Raw genomic sequence first — 17,824 nt, 5'->3', positions numbered from 1 at the left:
CTCGTCTGCGCTCGCAGCGTAGACGCTACCGCCGACCTGCTGAATGCATTTCGGATTTCCGACAAACCTCGTTACCGGTGCCCCGCGCGGCGCTCGGATCCGACGGGTCACAGCAGCCTCTCCAGGGTGATGGGCAAATCGGTGACGCGTCTGCCGGTGGCGTTGAACACGGCATTGGCGATCGCTGCGGGTACCCCGACGATCACCAACTCGCCGAGCCCCTTGACGCCGATCGGATCGGCAATCGTGTCCTCGGCCGGCAAAAAGGTCGCGTCCAGCGCCGGGACGTCGGCGTTGACCGGAACCAGGTAATCCGACATGTTCGCGTTGACAATCCGGCCGTCGCGGTAATCCAGCTCCGTCCGCTCCAGCAACGCCATCCCGATCCCGCCGACCATCCCCCCGATCGCCTGACTGTGCGCGAGTTTGGGATTGATCACCCGGCCGGCGTCGTAGCACGCATACATGCGGCGGATCCGCACGGTCGGCAGCAAACGGTCGACGACGACCTCGGCGAATACGGCTCCGTAGCCGTAGATGGAGTATCGGCGGTCGGCGTCGTCGGGCGTCCAGGTCTGCTGTGAATCCAAACCGGACCAACCGCGGCGGCGCAACAGGTCCTGATACGACTCGCCGGGCTCGGATCCGGCCCCGGAGGCCGTGGCGACCATGCGGCCGTCGACGACCACCACGTCCGCCGGACGCAGACCGCTCAGCGGGGATCGCGGGTCGGTGACCGCCGCGCGAATGAACTTGTCGCGCAGCATGTTCGCGGCGGTGTACACCGCAGAACCCACACTGGCCATGGTTCGGGAGGCCGAGTGCGGCGGTGCCGGCGGAAAACTGCTATCACCCAACGCGAATCGCACCCGGCTCAACGGCATCCCGAGGGCATCCGCGGCGACCTGGGTCATCGACGTGTAGGTCCCCGGCCCCATGTCGCTGGTTCCGCATCGCACTTCGGCGGTGCCGTCGGCGAAAACCTTTGCGAACGCCGAACATTGGCTGCGATAGGTGTAATAGCCGGCGGCGGCCACCCCGAGCCCGACAAAGAGATCGCCCTCGCGGGTGGTGGCGGGTGTCGGATTGCGCCGGTTCCATCCGAACCTCGCCGCGCCCCGGGTCAGGCATTCGGTGAGCCGCCGGGTGGAAAACGGCATCCCCGAGGTCTGGTCGACATCGGGTTCGTTACGCATCCGCAATTCGATCGGATCCATGCGCAGGCGGTGTGCCAGATCGTCCATGGCGCACTCGAGCGCAAACGCTCCGGTGACCGCGCCGGGGCCCCTCATGAACCACGGCAGGCCGACGTCCAACGGCACCACGCGATACGTCGATCGCATGTTGGGGACGCGGTAGAGCATCCGCGGACTACGGACGAGCCCGTCCTCGTAGTCGCCGTACCTGGCCGTCTCGGTATGCCCTTCGTGGATCATCGCCCTGAGGCGCCCGGATTCGTCTGCCCCGATCGCCATGCGCTGCCGACTGGTGGGCCGGTATCCGATTGCGCTGTACATCTGCCGGCGAGTCAATACCAACTTGACGGGTCGTCGCATCCGGCGAGCCGCGAAAGCGGTCAGCACCTGATGCGGCCAGGTCCGGCTGGCGCTACCGAACGAACCGCCCACGAACGGCGAAATCAGCCGGACCTGATCGGTGGGTAGACCGAAGGCGTCGGCGTAGAACTTCTGGGCCGCGCTGATGTCTTGCACTTTGTCCCATATCGTGAGGCGATCGCGATCCCAGGTGGCAATCGTCGCAGGCATCTCCATGGGGTTGTGGTCGTTGCGCGCGATGCTGAACCGCAGGTCCGTCATCACCGAGGTACGGCGAATCGCCTGATCGGCGAACCCGCGGGAATAGTCGCGGATGAATCGGCCGGGCCGCTGGTCCGCATGTGCCGCATCAATATCGGTAACCGGCGGCCGACTCGAATACCGCACGTCGACCAGCTCTGAGCCGTGGACCGCCGACTCGAGCGTCGTCGCGATCACCACGGCGATCGGTTGTCCGAAAAAGGCCACCAGCCGGGTGTCGAAAGGCAGTTTCACCCCAGTGAAGTCGGTCAGTACGGCAAGCACGTCGGGCTGGCGTAACGCGGCACCGGCGTCCAGGCGCTTGATCCCGCCGCATGCGACGGTGCTACAGACCAGCGCGGCGTAGAGCAATCCGGGAATCTGGTTGTCGGCGGTGTAGCTGGCCTTACCGGTCACCTTCAGCGGCCCGTCCACCCGGCTGACCGGCTGGCCGGAGACGACCTTCGCGGCGGTGAATGCGTGGGTCATGGCATTGCCGCCACGGTGGCCAATTGCCTTTCGACAGTGCGCCGGAGAAGGCCGACCTTGAAACCGTTCTCCCGCAACGGTTGAGCATCGGCAACCGATAGTTCGGCGGCGCGGCGGAACAGGCCCGCGTCGATCGGGCGCCCCTGTAGCTCCCTTTCGACGGCCGGTAACCGCCACGGGACGGTGGCGACGCCGCCAACGGCGACCCGCGCGCTGCGTATCGTGCCGGCGACGATGTCGAGTGCCACGGCCGCCGAGGCCAGCGCAAATTGGTATGACTGGCGATCGCGCACCTTGAGATATCCGGACCGGCGGGCCTCCGGCCCGAGAGGTACCTCGATCCCGACAATCAGCTCGCCCGGTTCGAGATTGTGCTCGCGGTGCGGCGTGTCACCCGGCTGGCAGAAGAGCTCCGCCAGCGTAAATCGCCGCCGCCCGGAGGCTCCACGACTGACGACAACGGCGTCCAACGCGACCAGTGCAACGGCGAGATCTGAAGGGTGGGTAGCGCAGCAGTGCCGGCTGGTACCGAGGATTGCGTGGCTGCGGTTACGTCCGTCGATCGCCGAGCAGCCGGTGCCCGGGGCGCGTCGGTTGCATGCGGCCGACACGTCGCGGAAATACAGACACCGCGGGCGTTGCAGCAGGTTGCCGCCGATAGACGCCATGTTGCGCAGCTGAGCGGAGGCGCTGAGCTCAAGAGCCTGACTGATCACCGGGGCTTGTTGCCGGACGACGGGATGAGCGGCAAGGTCGGACATCCGCACCAGAGATCCGACGCGGATCATTTCCGGCTGGACCTCGATCCAGCGGTACGGAAGCGCGTTGATGTCGACCAGCGAATCGGGGCGTTCGACGGTCTCCCTCATCAGGTCGACCAGCGTGGTACCCCCGGCGATATAGCGGCCGCCGGCCGCGGCTGCCTGCAACGCCGCCTGCTCGTCGGTCGCTTTGAGGTAGCGGAACGGGAACACGTGCTACCGGTCTCGCGCCACAGCCGCGACCGCGTTCACGATGTTGGTGTAGGCGCCGCAACGACAGATGTTGCCGCTCATCCATTCTCGTATCTCCTCGGGCGAACCCGCGTGCCCTTCGGCAATACAAGCGACGCCGGACATGATTTGGCCGGCGGTGCAGTAGCCGCACTGGAAGGCGTCCTCGTCGATGAACGCTTGTTGCAGAGGATGGAGTCGGCCGCCCGAACCGGCCAAGCCTTCGATAGTGGTGATCTGTGCACCCTCGTGCATGACCGCCAGGGTCAGGCAGGAGTTGATCCGCCGACCGTCGACCAGCACCGTGCAGGCACCGCATGCGCCGTGGTCGCAGGCCTTCTTGGTGCCGGGCAGTCCCACCCGCTCGCGCAGCATGTCCAGCAGCGACGTGCGGGTGTCGACGGCGATTTCTCGAGGCTCGCCGTTGATCTCGGCCCGCACCACAGCGGTGTGGATTTCATCCTGGACGGTTCGCTCAGATCCGGCAACGGTAGCGACGGCGGCGACACCGCCCACGGCGACGGAGGCGCTTACGAACGTCCGGCGATTGACTCGGAACCCAAGTCGGTCGTCCACGGATCCACTGTAGAAGTGCAGCTCGCAACATCGTTGCTAAACTCGGATCCCGGCCCGTGTTCGTCTCGCGCCAGGCTGGAAAACCTCCCCAACACGTTTGCCGGATAGGGTTTATGTTGGCCGAAGTGTCGCCGTCCACCGGCCGGGTACCGCGATTGTGAGAGGTTGCTGATGGCTTCCACCGATCTGGGTGATCTGGGCACCTCGAATCGCATCACCGGCGCCGACCTGGAGTCGGTGGCCGCAAACGCCAGCGCCGAACGCGCCCTTGACGGCCTGCGCGCCACCGCCGCTGCCGCCGCCGAGGATCGTCCGCAGCCACCGATCGACCTGACCGCCGCGGCGTTCTTCGATGTGGATAACACCCTGGTCCAGGGCTCGTCCGCGGTGCACTTCGGCCGGGGGCTGGCCGCCCGCCATTACTTCACCTACCGCGATGTCCTGGGCTTCGTCTATGCGCAGGCCAAGTTCCAGCTGCTCGGCGTGGAGAACAGCGATGACGTCGCCGCCGGGCGGCGCAAGGCGCTGGCCTTCATCGAGGGCCGTTCGGTGGCCGAACTGGTGAAGCTGGGCGAGGAGATTTACGACGAATTCATCGCCGACAAGATCTGGCCGGGCACCCGCGAGCTCACCCAGATGCATCTCGACGCCGGTCAGCAGGTCTGGCTGATCACCGCCACACCGTATGAGCTCGCGGCGACGATCGCCCGCCGGCTCGGCCTGACCGGCGCGCTGGGAACGGTCGCGGAGTCCGTCGACGGGGTGTTCACCGGCCGGCTGGTCGGCGACATCCTGCACGGCACCGGCAAGGCTCACGCGGTGCGTTCGCTGGCCATCCGGGAAGGTCTCAACCTCAAACGCTGCACCGCCTATTCCGACAGCTACAACGACGTGCCGATGCTGTCGCTGGTGGGGACGGCCGTCGCCATCAACCCGGATTCACGGTTGCGCAGCCTGGCCCGCGAACGGGGATGGGAAATTCGGGATTTCCGGACCGCGCGCAAGGCCGCCCGAATCGGGGTGCCGTCGGCCCTGGCGCTGGGCGCGGCCGGCGGCGCGTTGGCGGCTCTGGCGTCCCGACGCCAATCACGCTGATAAGCTGCGCCGCTGAGCACACATTCGAGCGGAGAGCACAGCGGCATGACAGTCCCCCAGGAAGCCGAAGGACTCATCGGCAAGAACTACCGCGCCCCGGACTACTTCGAAGTCGGCCGGGAGAAGATCCGCGAGTTCGCGGCCGCGGTCAACGACGAGCATCCGGCGCACTACGACGAGGCGGCCGCGGCCGACGCGGGCTACCCCGCATTGGTGGCGCCGCCGACCTTCCTGGCGGTCGCCGGGCGGCGTGTACAGATGGAGATTTTCACCAAGTTCAGCATTCCGATTAACATCGCCCGGGTCTTCCATCGCGACCAGAAGTTCCGGTTCCACCGGCCGATCCTGGCCGGCGACAAACTTTTCTTTCATACTTACCTAGACTCTGTGATTGAGTCACACGGCACAGTGCTCGCCGAGATTCGAAGTGAAGTCACAGATGCCGACGGCAAGCCGGTCGCTACCGGCGTCGTCACCATGTTGGGGGAAGCAGCGCACCACGAGGCCGAGGCCGATGCCACCGTGGCGGCAATTGCAGCTATTTGAAACAGGTTGAAGCAAGAAGGTAGGGTCCGTTCAATGACGTCTCAGGGTGAAACGGGTGGCACACAGCTCAAGCCGCCGGTCGAAGCAGTCCGTTCCCACTACGACAAATCCAACGAATTCTTCAAGCTCTGGCTTGACCCGTCGATGACCTACAGCTGCGCGTACTTCGAAGAGCGCCCCAATATGACGCTGGAAGAGGCACAGTACGCCAAACGCAAACTTGCCCTGGACAAGCTGAACCTCGAGCCGGGCATGACGCTGCTCGACATCGGCTGCGGCTGGGGCGCCACCATGCGCCACGCCGTGCAGGAGTACGACGTCAACGTGATCGGCCTGACGCTCAGTGAGAACCAGTACGCGCACGACGTGGCGAAGTTCGAAGAGATCGACAGCCCCCGCCGCAAAGAGGTGCGGATCCAGGGCTGGGAGGAATTCGACGAGCCGGTCGATCGGATCGTGTCACTCGGCGCGTTCGAGCACTTCGCCGACGGCGCCGGCGACGCCGGGTTCGAGCGCTACGACACCTTCTTCAAGAAGTACTACAACTTGACGCCCGACGACGGCCGGATGCTGCTGCACACGATCATCATCCCGGATGCCGACGAAGCCAAGGAGCTCGGCTTGACGTCGCCGATGAGTTTGCTGCGCTTCATCAAGTTCATCCTGACCGAGATCTTCCCGGGCGGTCGGTTGCCGCGGATCTCGCAGGTCGACCACTACTCATCCAACGCCGGCTGGAAGGTCGAGCGCTACCACCGCATCGGCTCCAACTATGTTCCGACGCTGAACGCCTGGGCCGATGCGCTCGAGGCACACAAGGATGAGGCGATCGCCCTGAAGGGGCAGGAGACTTACGACATCTACATGCACTACCTGCGGGGTTGCTCGGACCTGTTCCGCGACCACTACACCGATGTTTGCCAGTTCACATTGGTGAAGTAACGCCCGCATCGTGCTTCAGTCGCGAACGTAACGCCACGGCGAATCCGCCGCCCGGATTTTCGCCCTGGCGTTACGCTCGCGCGCGCCTCGCAAGCCGCGCCCGGTTCGTCAGCCTAGGAAAATGTTGCGACGCCCAGCCAACAGCCGGTACAGCGTCTGCTGAATGGTCTCACGCACCTGATCGGTCAACTCGAAGGTGACCATCGGATCCTCGGCGTCGGTGGTCGCGTAGTCGGCCGTGTGGATCGGCTCACCGAATGCGATGCGCCATTTCGATGGCAGCGGCACCAGTCCGGCGGGGCCGGCCAACGGGAACAGCGGAGTGACCGGGAAATAGGGCAAACCGAACAGCCGCGCCAGCAATTTGACATCGGTGAGCATCGGGTAGATCTCCTCCGACCCGATGATCGAGCACGGCACAATCGGCGCCTGGGTACGCAGGGCCGCTGATACGAAGCCGCCGCGTCCAAATCTCTGCAGGCGGTAACGGTCCTCGAAGCGCTTGCCCAGGCCCTTGTAACCTTCGGGGAACACCGCCGTGAGTTCGCCGGAGGCCAGCAGTCGGTGCGCGTCGGTGGTACAGGCCATGGTGTGCCCCGCCTTGCGGGCGGCCTCGCCCACCACGGGCAGGTCGAACACCATGTCGGCGGCAAGCAGCCGCAAATCCCGGTGGGCGGGATGTTCGTCGTGAACCGCCACCGACAGCATCAACCCGTCGAACGGCAAGACTCCGGCATGGTTTGCCACCAACAGCGCGGCGCCATCGCTGGGAAGGTTCTCGATTCCGCTGACTTCCACACGGAACCATGACCTGAAGAAAAACCTCAGCAAAGGCCGAACGATCGCGTCATTGAAATGCGGGTCAAATCCGAATTCGTCGACGCTGTAATCACCGGTCAGTCGTTGCCTCAGGAATCGGGCGACCGCGGCGACACGCTGCGCCAGATCGCTGAGGGGCGCTTCGCCCGACCCGGGAACGCCCGACGCACCCGCGGCACGTCGATGCTCGTCGATTTCACGGACCACTGCGGCGATCTGTTCGGCCGATGCCCGGCCGCTCGGATCGGACAGCAACGACGGGTGCTCACGGGACGCCTCGGCGCGTTGACCGGCACGGCGGCGCGCTGCTACCCGACCCCGATTACTGTGCAGTGGAATGACATTCGCTCTGGTCTCACCCGCCACGATAGCTACCCAAATCTACCTGACCCCCACCCATGGAATTGGCTTCCGGGTTCCCCACCGTTGCGCTAACGCGATCGCGCGACCCTCCCAGGAGCGTACCCGATGCGGATCGATAATGGGAGTTAGACCGCGGCCCCGAATGTAGTCATCGAAGGCCTCGGCCGTCGTCCACTTGGGCTGATAGCCAAGTTCGGAACGCATTCTGGTGGTGTCCATCACCCTGCCGTAACTCAAATAATCGAATTGCTCGCGGTTGATCTCGGTGTATCCGTTGGCCCGTCTCAGCGAATCAAGCGCCCACACCCCAAATCCCGGTACCGGCAATGGAATTCGGCCGGCCCGGCGAATCGCCTGCGACAGCATGATGATGCCGTCGGCACCGATGTTGAAGGTGCCGGCTTTGCCGGCCATCGCAGCGCGCTCCAGGGCACCCAGCGCATCCTGCTCGTGCAGCAATTGCAGTCGGGCGTCGCGGCCGAACATCGTGGGCACGAAGGGCCCGGCAAGATAGCGCGACAGCGTGGTGTCCATCGCGGGGCCGATCATGTTGGCCAGCCGCAGGATGGTCACCGCGATATCGGGCCGACGCCGGCCCAGGCCGCGCGCATACCCCTCGATATCGAGACTGTCCTTGGCGAAACCCTCGCGGAAGGGTCGACGGCTGGTGCTGTCCTCGGTGAACACCACCGGGTCGTGTGGGCTCGAGCCGTAGACCTCGGACGTGGACTTCAGCACGACGCGGCGAACCGAAGGCGACTTCTGGCAAGCCGCGAACAGCTGCATAGCGCCCATCACGTTGATTTCCTTCAACGCCGCACTTCCGCCGGACCGCGGCGCGTAGGAGGCCGCTGCGGCGTGCACCACGGTGTCGACATCGCCGTTTCGAATCACCTTGGCAATGAAGGGATTTCGAACGTCGGCGCGGACGAACTCGGCTCGGCCCATGCGACGCAGCATGTCCTTGCTGGGCGCGATCGCATCCACCGCGATCACCGAGTTGATCAACGGGTTCTGCGCCAGCCGGGCGGTCAGGTAGCCGCCCAGAAACCGGCACGCACCGGTAACCAGCACCACCTTGGGGTAGTGCACGGTGTCGTCATTGCGGCCGCCGATTCCTCCGGCGCCGCCCCCCTGGCCGCTCGATGAGTTCACCCCGACAGCCTAGCGGCGACGAGAGACAGCAGCGTTACAAGCCGGTGACGGTACGCGTCAACTGGGGCCGGTCGGGCCTTACTTGCCGAGTTTCCTGCGCTGTACCCGGGTGCGGCGCAGCAGCTTGCGGTGCTTTTTCTTCGACATGCGCTTGCGCCGCTTCTTGATTACTGAACCCATGGACTCCGCTACCTGACCGTGCCCGCTTGTCAATATTTACACGGGACTACCAATGACTACATAGGACCCAGTCACTTTACCCAGCCCGCCGCACCCAACACCAAACCGGCGCCGATTGCTGGCCGCCGGGCCTGGAGAGGCAGACCCGTGGCAGCCCGCTCGGCGCCGTCGGCTAACCGGCGAAGTAGGAGGTCTGCAGCATGTCGTGGACGGCCTTGGCATGCACCCGGAAAGACCGCCCGACCCGGACCGCGGGCAACTCGCCGTTGTGCACCAGCCGATAGACGGTCATCTTCGAGACCCGCATCAGCGAAGCCACCTCGGCCACGGTGAGGAATTGAGTGCCGGCCTGCTGGCCTTCCCCCGTGCCGCTGTCCCGCACCGATTTACCTGCGGAATCCCGTGCTGATGGCCCGTTCGTTGACGTCATCGCAACCCAATCATGTCAGGCACGCGCAATGCCAGCGGCTTCCCCTCCGCTGGCACCCACACGTGCATACAAAGAGGAGAATAGCGGGACTAGTGGGGTTATTGGTACTGGTGAGAGGAAATCAGTTCAAAATTCCCGAATTATTCCGATGTAATTCTTAGCTGCTCAGAGCGGCTTTTGGCGGCTTGGACGGCTGCGTCGACGACCCCCCGAAACCCGCCTTTCTCCAGCTCGCGCAGCGCGGCGGCGGTCGTCCCCCCGGGGGAGGTGACCGACGCCCGCAGTTGCAGCGCCGTGGTGTCGATCCGCAACCCCGCCGGCTCGCCGGCGGCCGGACGCTCTTGCTCCATCCGCTCCAGCAGCATCGCCGTCGACCCGGCCAGGGTCTGCGCGGTCAGTTCGGTGGCCACCTGACGGCTCAAGCCCACCGCGACGCCGGCGTCGACCAAGGCCTCGACCAGCAGGAAGAAATACGCCGGCCCGGAGCCCGACACCGCGGTCACCGCGTCCAACTGCTGCTCCGGAACGTTCAGCACCACGCCGACGGCATCGAAGAGCGCGGACACGTCGTTCAGCTGTTGCGGTGTGACGAACCGCCCCTTGGCCAGCGCGGTGACCCCGGCTCCCACCAGTGCGGCGGCGTTGGGCATCGCCCGGACCACCGGCGTGCCCGCCGGCAGCTTGGATTCGAAGTAGGAGGTCGTGACACCCGCGGCTACCGTGACGAACACCTGCTCGACACTGTCGCTGCCGGCGGTTGTGGCCGCTGCCACCAAGTCCCCCATCACCGTCTCGACGTCGGCCGGTTTGACCGCGACGACCACAAAGGTCGCGTGTTCGATCGCATCGCTGACCGAGGTGACCAGTACCGAGTAGGTGCTGGCCAGGTACTTGGCGCGCTCGGGGATCCGTTCGGCCACCACCAGGTCCTTGACCTGCCGGCCGGAGCGCAGCAAACCCGACAGCAACGCCTCGCCGATACTGCCCCCACCGATGATCGCGATTCTTGCCATGCCGCACAGCATCGCAGACCCCGAACGGCTAGCCAGCGGCCGGGACCATCGCCAGCTGACGGGCTTGCACCACCAGACGGCCCAGGCTGTCGACGATGGTGTGGTCCTCGTCGAACCAGTCGTGTCCGATCTCCGTGCAGGTGGCGATGATCCGCAGCCAGCCGTCGGCGGGCAGTGCCCGAACCAAGGCGGTGAGCTGGACGGTCGGCGCCCAGCCGGTGCGGTCTACGGCAAAGGTGACCGGCGCCGACAAATCCCCGCACATGAGCGCGAACAGCGGATCAGGAGCCACCCCGCGCGGGCGCGCCCACATCTGGATGACCGGTGGCCGCCCGTCGGTATCGGGCCGCAGCGTCGACAACAGCGGCCGCACGTCGCAGCCCTCGCCCAGGTGCACCAGTCCGGCCAGCGGGTGGCCCGGTCCGATCGGCGCGACGTCGTCGGGAGGTTCGGGTGCCATCAGATCCACGACCGGCTTTGCCGACAGCAGCGGGGTCCCCGCCGGGTGCTCGGGTTCGCCCAGCGTGACAACGGCGTGCACCGCGGTGCGCTCACTCTGGGTCAGCTCGACGTCGACGACGCCGATCCGGCGGCCCCGCTTGCGGATCGACGTCACCAGTCGCATCGCCCCCGGATCCGGCGCCCACAGGAAGTTGGCCGATACGACGACCGGTTGCAATGCCGGCTGCGGTGCCGCCCCTGCATAAGCCATCCGGGCGGCATTGGCGCACAGCGCCATCATCGCGCCGCCATGCACCTTGGGACCGATCGTCCAGTGCCGGTTCAGCTCACCGTGAAATACCGCGTCATCGGCGGCAGTGTCGACTTGCCGCAACGCCATGGCGGTGGTGAACATCGCGCTCATGTCACCGCAGCAGATGGGTCCGGGCGAACTGCAGGGACTCCACCAGCATGGCTTCGCGCTCGCTGGCCGAACGCGCCGACGAGGTGGACACCTCCAGCACCACATGGCCGGTGAAGCCACCACCGGCGAGCATCTGGCACACCTCGGCGGTGGGCTGGGTGCCGTGACCGGGCACCAGATGTTCATCGGCGGGCAGCCCGCTGCCGTCGCACAGGTGCAGATGGACCAGACCCCGGCCCATCCGGCGGGCCATATCCAGCGCATCGGTGCCCGCGGTCGAGGTGTGCGAGAGGTCCAGCGTGTAATGGGCGTGATTGCCGTCCAGCGGGTCGTAGGACGGCGCGAACGCCGAAATCGCCGGACCCGGACCACCGCCGCGCCGGCGCATCCGTTCCCGTGACTGACCGGCCCCGAAAAGCCGGTCCGCCCGGAACGGAAACATGTTTTCGACGGCGACCATCACGTCGCTGGCCGCTTCCAGCGCGGCGACCTGCTCACCGAACCCCTCGGCGTAGCGCCGTTGCCACCGGAACGGCGGGTGTACCACGACCGTCTGCGCGCCCAGTCGTTCGGCGGTCCGCACACTGCGCTCCAGCTTGGGAATCGGGTTGGCACCCCATACCCGTTGCGAGATCAGCAGGCATGGGGCGTGCACGGACAGCACCGGGACGCGGTAGCGTCGCGACAGCCTCCTGACCGCGTCGACATCCTGGCTGACCGACTCGCCCCACACCATCAGCTCGACTCCGTCGTAGCCGAGTCGGGCCGCATACTCGAATGCGGCTTCGGCCCGCAGCGGGTACACCGAAGCCGTCGACAAGCCGACTTTGATTGCTGGACGCACTGTGTATCGGCGCGCCTAGCCTGTTTGCAGCGATAGCACCAACGGTCCCCAGGTAATCAGCGCGCCGACCGCAACCGCGATCAGCGTGCTGGCGATGTCCTCGGTCTTACGGACTACCCGCACCGCGACCACCAGCCCCAGGATCACCAAGACCGAGAGCACCAATGCCACGATGCTGTTCCATCGCCACAGCTGGTCGAAGGCGATGAACAGACCGGCGCCGAATACGACGGCCAGAATTGACTGCAGCACCACCACCGTGCCGCGCCACAGGGCCACCAGCGCGCCCGGACCGCGGCCGGTCCCTCCGGTTTCGTCGGCACGGTCACTGTCGAGCCGCTCGGCGTCGAACACCGCCGGGGCCGCCTCGCCCCGCCGCCGGGCCACCTCGTCGGCCAGCGACTGCCCGCCGAACAGGGTCCGCTCCGCGGCACCGTCCACATCGTGCGGGTAGGAACGCACATAGGCCGTCTCGTCTTCGACCGGTTCGGCCTCGTCTACCGCTACGTCGATCGCGTCCACCGATGTGTCGACGTAGTGCCCGACCGGGTCGGGACTCATGTGCTCGGCGCCGGACTGCTGCTCGGAGATGTCGCTTTCTTCGGTGTGACGCAGGGGTCGCGGGTACTCGCTGCGCTCGGGGCCCGACGCGCGTCGGGCGATCGGCTCGGATCTGGGCCAGCGTGGTTCGGGCTCGGACCAGTATCTGGCCTTGGCCGGCTCCTCGGTTGCCGGTTCTGCGGTGACCAGCTGCGGTTGGGGAGGCGACGGCGCGACCGGCTCGGCAACCTCGACGCGCGGTTTGCCCGGCGTCGGCTGACTTGGCGGTTCGGCCGGGACAGTAGGCGCGGGGGTCTCGGCCTTGTCGCGGCGGTCTTCGCGAATGATCGGGATTTCGCCGGTCAGCTCGGCCACCGTGACCGAATCGCTATCGCCGCGGCGACGGCGTCGCCGCCGGGTCACGGCAGGGGCGCCGATGGTGCCGTTTCTGGCCAGTAGTTCGGCGACCGAGATCTGCTTGGTGTCCTCCGTGTCGGAATGTGGTCCAGTCATGGTTTGTTGCCTCTCGATCGGGGAGCGGCATTCCGATCTACTAACTGACCTCCAGCATCGCGCACCGATGTCGCCACCGGCGAAGTTTCCATGAAGGCGGCGCCGTCGGCCTCGCTGTCGAGTCGGCGCAAGATCACGCCTTCCCGCAGCGCCCACGGGCAGATATCCACCGCATCTATCGACAGCGCTCGCATGCTTGCCTCCGCGACCAGAGCCCCCGCTACGATCTGCGGCGCGCGCTCGGCGCTGACTCCTTCCAGTTCTGCACGGTCAGCGGTCGTCATCCTAGAGATGAAAGATATGAGTTGTCTGAGGCCGTTGGCCGTCAGCATCCGTTTCACCCGCGGTCCGGCGGCCGACGGCGCCGCTCCGGTCAGCCGTGCCAGCGAACGAAACGTCTTCGATGTGGCGACCGCGAGGTCGGGATTGCCTGCCTCCAGAACGGCCACACTGGCGTCCGACAGCTCGGCATCGAGCCAGTCACGCAGCATCGCCACCCGCCGCCGGCCGGGTGGATCGTCGGGCAGCCATTCGCGGGTCAAGCGGCCGGCGCCCAGCGGCAGCGACAGCGCTACCTCGGGCTCCTCATCCACGCCGCTGGACAACTCCAGCGAACCGCCGCCGATGTCGAGGTTGACGATGCGGCCCGCACTCCAGCCGTACCATCGTCGCACCGCCAGGAAGGTCAGCCGGGACTCGTCGACCCCGCCCAGTACCTGCAATTCGATACCGGTTTCCTTGCTTACCCGGGCCAACACATCTTCGGAGTTCTCGGCTTCGCGCACGGCGGAGGTGGCGAAGGCCATCAACTCGGCACAGCCGGAGCTCACCGCGATCTTGGCGAACTCGTCGATGGTCGACACCAGTTTGTCGGCGCCGCGCCTGGTGATCTTGCCCGAGCTGTCGGTGGCTTCGGCCAGCCGCAGCGTGGCCTTCGTCGAACTCATCGGCGTCGGATGCCCACCACGGTGAGCATCTACGACCAGTAGATGGACCGTGTTGCTGCCCACGTCCAGCACGCCCAATCTCACGAAATCAAACTAGCGGGCGGCGACGCGGGTCGCTCAGCGACCCGATGCGGGGGCACCGTCAGGCTTGCCGGGAGAGTCCGCGCAGCATGCGCCCGCCGCTGACCGCCCGGACCACCGCAACGGTGGACTAACGTTGCAACCGTGGCAAACTCGCGCCTGAGGCCGGTGCACCCGGGGCAAGAGGTCGAATTGGATTTCCCCCGTGAGTGGGTGGAATTTTATGATCCCGACAATCCCGAGCACCTGATCGCGGCCGATCTCACCTGGCTGCTGTCGCACTGGACATGTGTGTTCGGCACGCCTGCCTGCCAGGGCACGGTGGCGGGCCGGCCGGACGACGGGTGTTGTTCGCACGGAGCCTTCCTATCCGATGACGACGACCGTGCCCGGCTCGACAACGCCGTCGAGAGCCTGACCGACGAGGACTGGCAGTTCCGCGAAAAAGGCCTGGGCCGCAAGGGATATCTGGAACTCGACGAGCACGACGGCCAACCGCAGTACCGCACCCGGAAACACAAGGACGCCTGCATCTTCTTGAACCGGCCGGGCTTCAAGGGCGGCCCCGGTTGCGCGCTGCACACCAAGGCACTGAAGTTGGGTGTGCCGCCGCTGACGATGAAACCCGACGTCTGCTGGCAGCTGCCGATCCGGCGCAGTCAGGAATGGGTGACCCGGCCCGACGGCACCGAGATTCTGAAAACCACCGTCACCGAATACGATCGCCGCGGCTGGGGTTCCGGCGGGGCCGACCTGCATTGGTATTGCACCGGCGATCCGGCCGCCCATATCGGAACCAGACAGGTGTGGGAGAGCCTGGCCGACGAGCTCACCGAACTGCTCGGCGTGAAGGCGTATGCGGAACTGGCCGAAATATGTAAACGCCGCAGCCGGTTAGGGCTGGTGGCCGTGCACCCTGCGACACGCGCGGCGCCGAGGTAGCCGACGGGCGGGAGTTTGCCGCAACGGCGCTATCCGGCGTCCGCAGCGCGATACGATCGCGCTTCTACCGAGGATGCGGACCCTGGAGTAGCTCATGTCCTTTGTGATGGCGGCGCCCAACGTCGTAGCGGCAGCGGCCACCGATCTGGCCGGAATCGAGTCGGCGATCCGCGCCGCCAACAGCGCCGCGGCGGCCCCGACGACGGGATTGCTGCCCGCAGCCGCCGACGAGGTCTCGGCCGCCATCACGGCACTGTTCGGGGCTCATGCGCAGAGCTATCAGGCGCTCAGCGCCCAAGCTACGGCGTTTCATCAGCAGTTCGTGCAGGCGTTGACCGCGGGCGCCGGCTCGTATGCGGCGGCCGAAGCCGCCAACGCCGGACCGCTGCAATCGATACTCGACCTGATCAACGCGCCCACCCTGGCGCTGCTGGGTCGTCCGCTGATCGGCAACGGCGCCGCGGCGCCCGCGGGCAGCGGCAAAAACGGTGGCGATGCCGGCATCTTGATCGGAAACGGCGGCAATGGTGGCAATGGCGGCGCCACCGTGGGGGTCGGCAGTAACGGCACCGGCGGCAAGGCCGGCACCGGCGGAACACTGATCGGCCTGGACGGACTGAACGGACTGCCCTGAACGGCGCCGGGCGCCTGGCCACGACCCATCTTTGGCGCACGTATCTGCCGTCGCCGCAACAAGATTCCGGTGATCAGCGGCTACCCGCCGCGATACTTGGATGCGCGGTCAGTAGACTGCGCCTATGACCCACGACTGGCTGCTCGTGGAAACGCTGGGGGACGAACCGGCCGTCGTCGCCCAGGGGCGTCAGCTCAAGAACCTGGTTCCGATCACCACGTTCCTGCGCCGCAGTCCCCATCTCGCGGCCGTCCGCACGGCGATCGCCGAGTCGCTGCAGACCGGTCAGAGCCTCAGCAGCATTACCCCCAAGAGCGATCGTGTCATCTGCACCGAACCCGTTGTGATGTCGGACGGCCGGGTGCACGGCGTGCAGGTGTGGATCGGTCCCGCCGACGCGGAACCACCGGAGCGGCCTATCCCGGGCCCGCTGAAGTGGGACCTGACCCTGGGGGTGGCCACCGACACCCGCGAGTCGCTGCTCAACAGCGGCAAGAATCCCGACGTCGAGGTCACCTACGGAAGGGCTTTCGCCGAGGACTTGCCGTCGCGCGAACTCAGTCCGAACGAAACCCGGGTGCTGGCTATGGTGGTCAAGCCTGAGCCTGGCCAAACACTGTGCAGCACTTGGGATCTCACCGATTGGCAAGGAAACCCGATCAGGTTGGGTTTCACCGCGCGCAGCGCGCTGGAGCCGGGGTCGGACGGCCGGCACCACCTGGTCGCACGAGCGATCAACTGGCGGGCCGAACTCAAAGGCCCGCTGGTGCCGGTCGACGACCTGGCGCAGAAGATTCTCGACGGACTCGCGCAGGCCGGGGTCCACCGGGCGCTGGTCGACCTGAAAACCTGGACCCTGTTGAAGTGGCTCGACGAGCCGTGCCCGTTCTACGACTGGCGGGCCAACGAGCCCGACAAGCCGCGCGTGCATCCCGACGACCAGGAGCTCATCACCGCGATGACAATGGAATTCGCTAACGGAGCCACCAGCGGCGTGCTGCGGCTTCCCGGCAACGACACCGATTGGGTGCCGGTGCACGTCACGGTCAACCGGATAGAACTGGAGCCGGAAACCTTCGCCGGACTGATCTCATTGCGGTTGCCCACCGCCGCCGAACTCGCCGACGCCGGATCGCCGACGGCCGTGCGCAACTCGACCTGACCGTCACGAAGGTGTTGGCGATCCGGCCTGCACGAGCCCCGGACCGCCGAAACGGCAGCCAGGTTCGACTTCTTATTGACAAACGGGACAACGTCTTTCGTTCTGGACGTCAAAACCATCCGGCCGCGGTCCGGGCCCGATACCCTACGTTTCGGAACTTCAAGGAAGGCACGGAATGTCGTTGGTGAATGCGGCTCCGGAGACGCTCGCGGCGGCCGCGGCCGAGATGTCGCATCTCGGTTCGTCGCTGTGCGCCGCGAACGCCGCCGCAGCGGCCCGGACCACTGGGTTGCTGGCCGCAGCCGAGGACGAGGTGTCAGTTGCCGTCGCCGCATTATTCGGATCGCACGGCGAGACCTATCAGGTGCTGAGCGCACAAGCGGCGAAGTTCCATAGCCAATTTGCCCAAACCTTGGCGGCCGCCGCGGCATCATATGCCGGCGCGGAAGCCGATGCCGGTCAGAGTCTGTTGAATATCGTCAACTCGCCTGCCCAGGCGCTGTGGGGGCGCCCGCTGTTCGGCAACGGTATCAACGGGGCGCCCGGTACCGGCCAAGACGGCGGGCCCGGCGGGTTGTTGATCGGCAACGGCGGCTCCGGTGGCTCCGGCGCGCCCGGCCAGAACGGCGGTAACGGCGGGGCAGCCGGGCTGTTCGGCGTCGGCGGCGCCGGTGGCGTCGGCGGCTTCGGGCTGCCGGGTGGCAACGGAGGGGCGGGCGGAGCCGGCGGAGCCGGCGGGTTGTTCGGCAACGGCGGCAACGGCGGGACCGGCGGGGGCTCATTGGACGGCAACGGCGGCGCCGGCGGAGCGGGAGGTGCGGCCGGATTGCTCGGCTCGGGTGGCAGGGGCGGCGTGGGCGGTGTGAGCGCTCACCACATCGCCGGTGCCGGCGGTAGCGG

General features: G+C 66.5%; 18 protein-coding genes and 1 pseudogene. 7 read left to right on the top strand and 12 right to left on the bottom strand.

What is annotated here, in order from left to right; genetic code table 11:
* Positions 1–107: 107 nt before the first annotated feature.
* From BST40_RS06300 to BST40_RS06290, 3 genes are read right to left on the bottom strand one after another with little or no spacing between them, the layout of a single operon-like run.
* Positions 108–2,285, bottom strand: coding sequence for a xanthine dehydrogenase family protein molybdopterin-binding subunit (locus BST40_RS06300; RefSeq protein WP_075546938.1), 2,178 nt, complete (start codon positions 2,283–2,285; stop codon positions 108–110).
* Entirely contained in the window at positions 2,282–3,259 is a 978-nt protein-coding gene (locus BST40_RS06295) for an FAD binding domain-containing protein (RefSeq protein ID WP_075546939.1), read from the bottom strand. The genes BST40_RS06300 and BST40_RS06295 overlap by 4 nt, the downstream gene beginning before the upstream one ends.
* Before the next feature lie 3 nt (positions 3,260–3,262).
* Entirely contained in the window at positions 3,263–3,853 is a 591-nt protein-coding gene (locus BST40_RS06290; protein ID WP_162877295.1) for a (2Fe-2S)-binding protein, read from the bottom strand.
* A 171-nt stretch (positions 3,854–4,024) separates the two neighbouring features.
* Between BST40_RS06290 and BST40_RS06285 the strand changes: the two genes are divergently transcribed.
* Genes BST40_RS06285 through cmaA2 form a run of 3 tightly spaced genes read left to right on the top strand, consistent with a single transcriptional unit; the run spans position 4,025 to position 6,436 of the window.
* Positions 4,025–4,948 (top strand): HAD family hydrolase, encoded by a 924-nt coding sequence (locus BST40_RS06285; RefSeq protein ID WP_075546942.1) that lies wholly within the window; start codon positions 4,025–4,027, stop codon positions 4,946–4,948.
* A 45-nt stretch (positions 4,949–4,993) separates the two neighbouring features.
* Positions 4,994–5,494 carry an FAS1-like dehydratase domain-containing protein gene (locus BST40_RS06280; protein ID WP_075546943.1) on the top strand — a complete coding sequence of 167 codons (501 nt, stop codon included), beginning with the start codon at positions 4,994–4,996 and terminating at the stop codon, positions 5,492–5,494.
* 33 nt (positions 5,495–5,527) lie between these two features.
* Positions 5,528–6,436, top strand: coding sequence for a cyclopropane mycolic acid synthase CmaA2 (gene cmaA2 / locus BST40_RS06275; protein WP_075546944.1), 909 nt, complete (start codon positions 5,528–5,530; stop codon positions 6,434–6,436).
* Positions 6,437–6,544: 108 nt separating this feature from the next.
* On the opposite strand, the gene BST40_RS06270 is transcribed toward cmaA2, so the two are convergent.
* The 9 genes from BST40_RS06270 to BST40_RS06230 all read right to left on the bottom strand — a co-directional run bounded on the left by BST40_RS06270 (position 6,545) and on the right by BST40_RS06230 (position 14,189).
* Positions 6,545–7,621 carry a lysophospholipid acyltransferase family protein gene (locus tag BST40_RS06270; protein ID WP_075546945.1) on the bottom strand — a complete coding sequence of 359 codons (1,077 nt, stop codon included), beginning with the start codon at positions 7,619–7,621 and terminating at the stop codon, positions 6,545–6,547.
* A gap of 15 nt (positions 7,622–7,636) precedes the next feature.
* A complete protein-coding gene (locus tag BST40_RS06265) occupies positions 7,637–8,773 on the bottom strand; it encodes an SDR family oxidoreductase (protein WP_075546946.1) in 1,137 nt (378 codons plus the stop codon).
* A gap of 78 nt (positions 8,774–8,851) precedes the next feature.
* A complete protein-coding gene (locus tag BST40_RS06260; RefSeq protein WP_003402602.1) occupies positions 8,852–8,953 on the bottom strand; it encodes a 30S ribosomal protein bS22 in 102 nt (33 codons plus the stop codon).
* 172 nt (positions 8,954–9,125) lie between these two features.
* A complete protein-coding gene (locus BST40_RS06255) occupies positions 9,126–9,383 on the bottom strand; it encodes a helix-turn-helix domain-containing protein (protein ID WP_023370446.1) in 258 nt (85 codons plus the stop codon).
* Between the two features lie 140 nt (positions 9,384–9,523).
* Complete coding sequence (gene proC / locus BST40_RS06250) at positions 9,524–10,396, bottom strand: pyrroline-5-carboxylate reductase (RefSeq protein ID WP_176357673.1); 873 nt, start codon at positions 10,394–10,396, stop codon at positions 9,524–9,526.
* A gap of 28 nt (positions 10,397–10,424) precedes the next feature.
* Entirely contained in the window at positions 10,425–11,261 is an 837-nt protein-coding gene (locus BST40_RS06245) for a thioesterase family protein (RefSeq protein ID WP_075546948.1), read from the bottom strand.
* Between the two features lies 1 nt (position 11,262).
* Complete coding sequence (locus BST40_RS06240) at positions 11,263–12,105, bottom strand: sugar phosphate isomerase/epimerase family protein (RefSeq protein WP_075546949.1); 843 nt, start codon at positions 12,103–12,105, stop codon at positions 11,263–11,265.
* 15 nt (positions 12,106–12,120) lie between these two features.
* Positions 12,121–13,158: a hypothetical protein gene (locus tag BST40_RS06235; protein WP_075546950.1), complete on the bottom strand. Its 1,038-nt coding sequence runs from the start codon at positions 13,156–13,158 to the stop codon at positions 12,121–12,123.
* Positions 13,155–14,189: a Ppx/GppA family phosphatase gene (locus tag BST40_RS06230; RefSeq protein ID WP_075546951.1), complete on the bottom strand. Its 1,035-nt coding sequence runs from the start codon at positions 14,187–14,189 to the stop codon at positions 13,155–13,157. The genes BST40_RS06235 and BST40_RS06230 overlap by 4 nt, the downstream gene beginning before the upstream one ends.
* Before the next feature lie 141 nt (positions 14,190–14,330).
* Between BST40_RS06230 and BST40_RS06225 the strand changes: the two genes are divergently transcribed.
* The 4 genes and pseudogenes from BST40_RS06225 to BST40_RS06210 all read left to right on the top strand — a co-directional run.
* On the top strand, positions 14,331–15,128 hold the full coding sequence (locus BST40_RS06225) for a DUF3109 family protein (protein WP_075546952.1): 798 nt from the start codon (positions 14,331–14,333) through the stop codon (positions 15,126–15,128).
* Positions 15,129–15,222: 94 nt separating this feature from the next.
* Positions 15,223–15,753 (top strand): annotated as a pseudogene (locus tag BST40_RS32460) (PE family protein); the annotation flags it as partial.
* Between the two features lie 133 nt (positions 15,754–15,886).
* Positions 15,887–16,924 carry a PAS domain-containing protein gene (locus BST40_RS06215; protein WP_083153812.1) on the top strand — a complete coding sequence of 346 codons (1,038 nt, stop codon included), beginning with the start codon at positions 15,887–15,889 and terminating at the stop codon, positions 16,922–16,924.
* A gap of 175 nt (positions 16,925–17,099) precedes the next feature.
* Positions 17,100–17,824: PE family protein (locus tag BST40_RS06210; RefSeq protein ID WP_142276711.1), on the top strand; the 725-nt coding region annotated here is incomplete at its 3' end.

Source organism: Mycobacterium persicum, from assembly GCF_002086675.1.
Lineage (GTDB): Bacteria > Actinomycetota > Actinomycetes > Mycobacteriales > Mycobacteriaceae > Mycobacterium > Mycobacterium persicum.
Note: the sequence above shows the minus strand (reverse complement) of the source record. Positions and strands in the feature narration are given on the sequence as shown.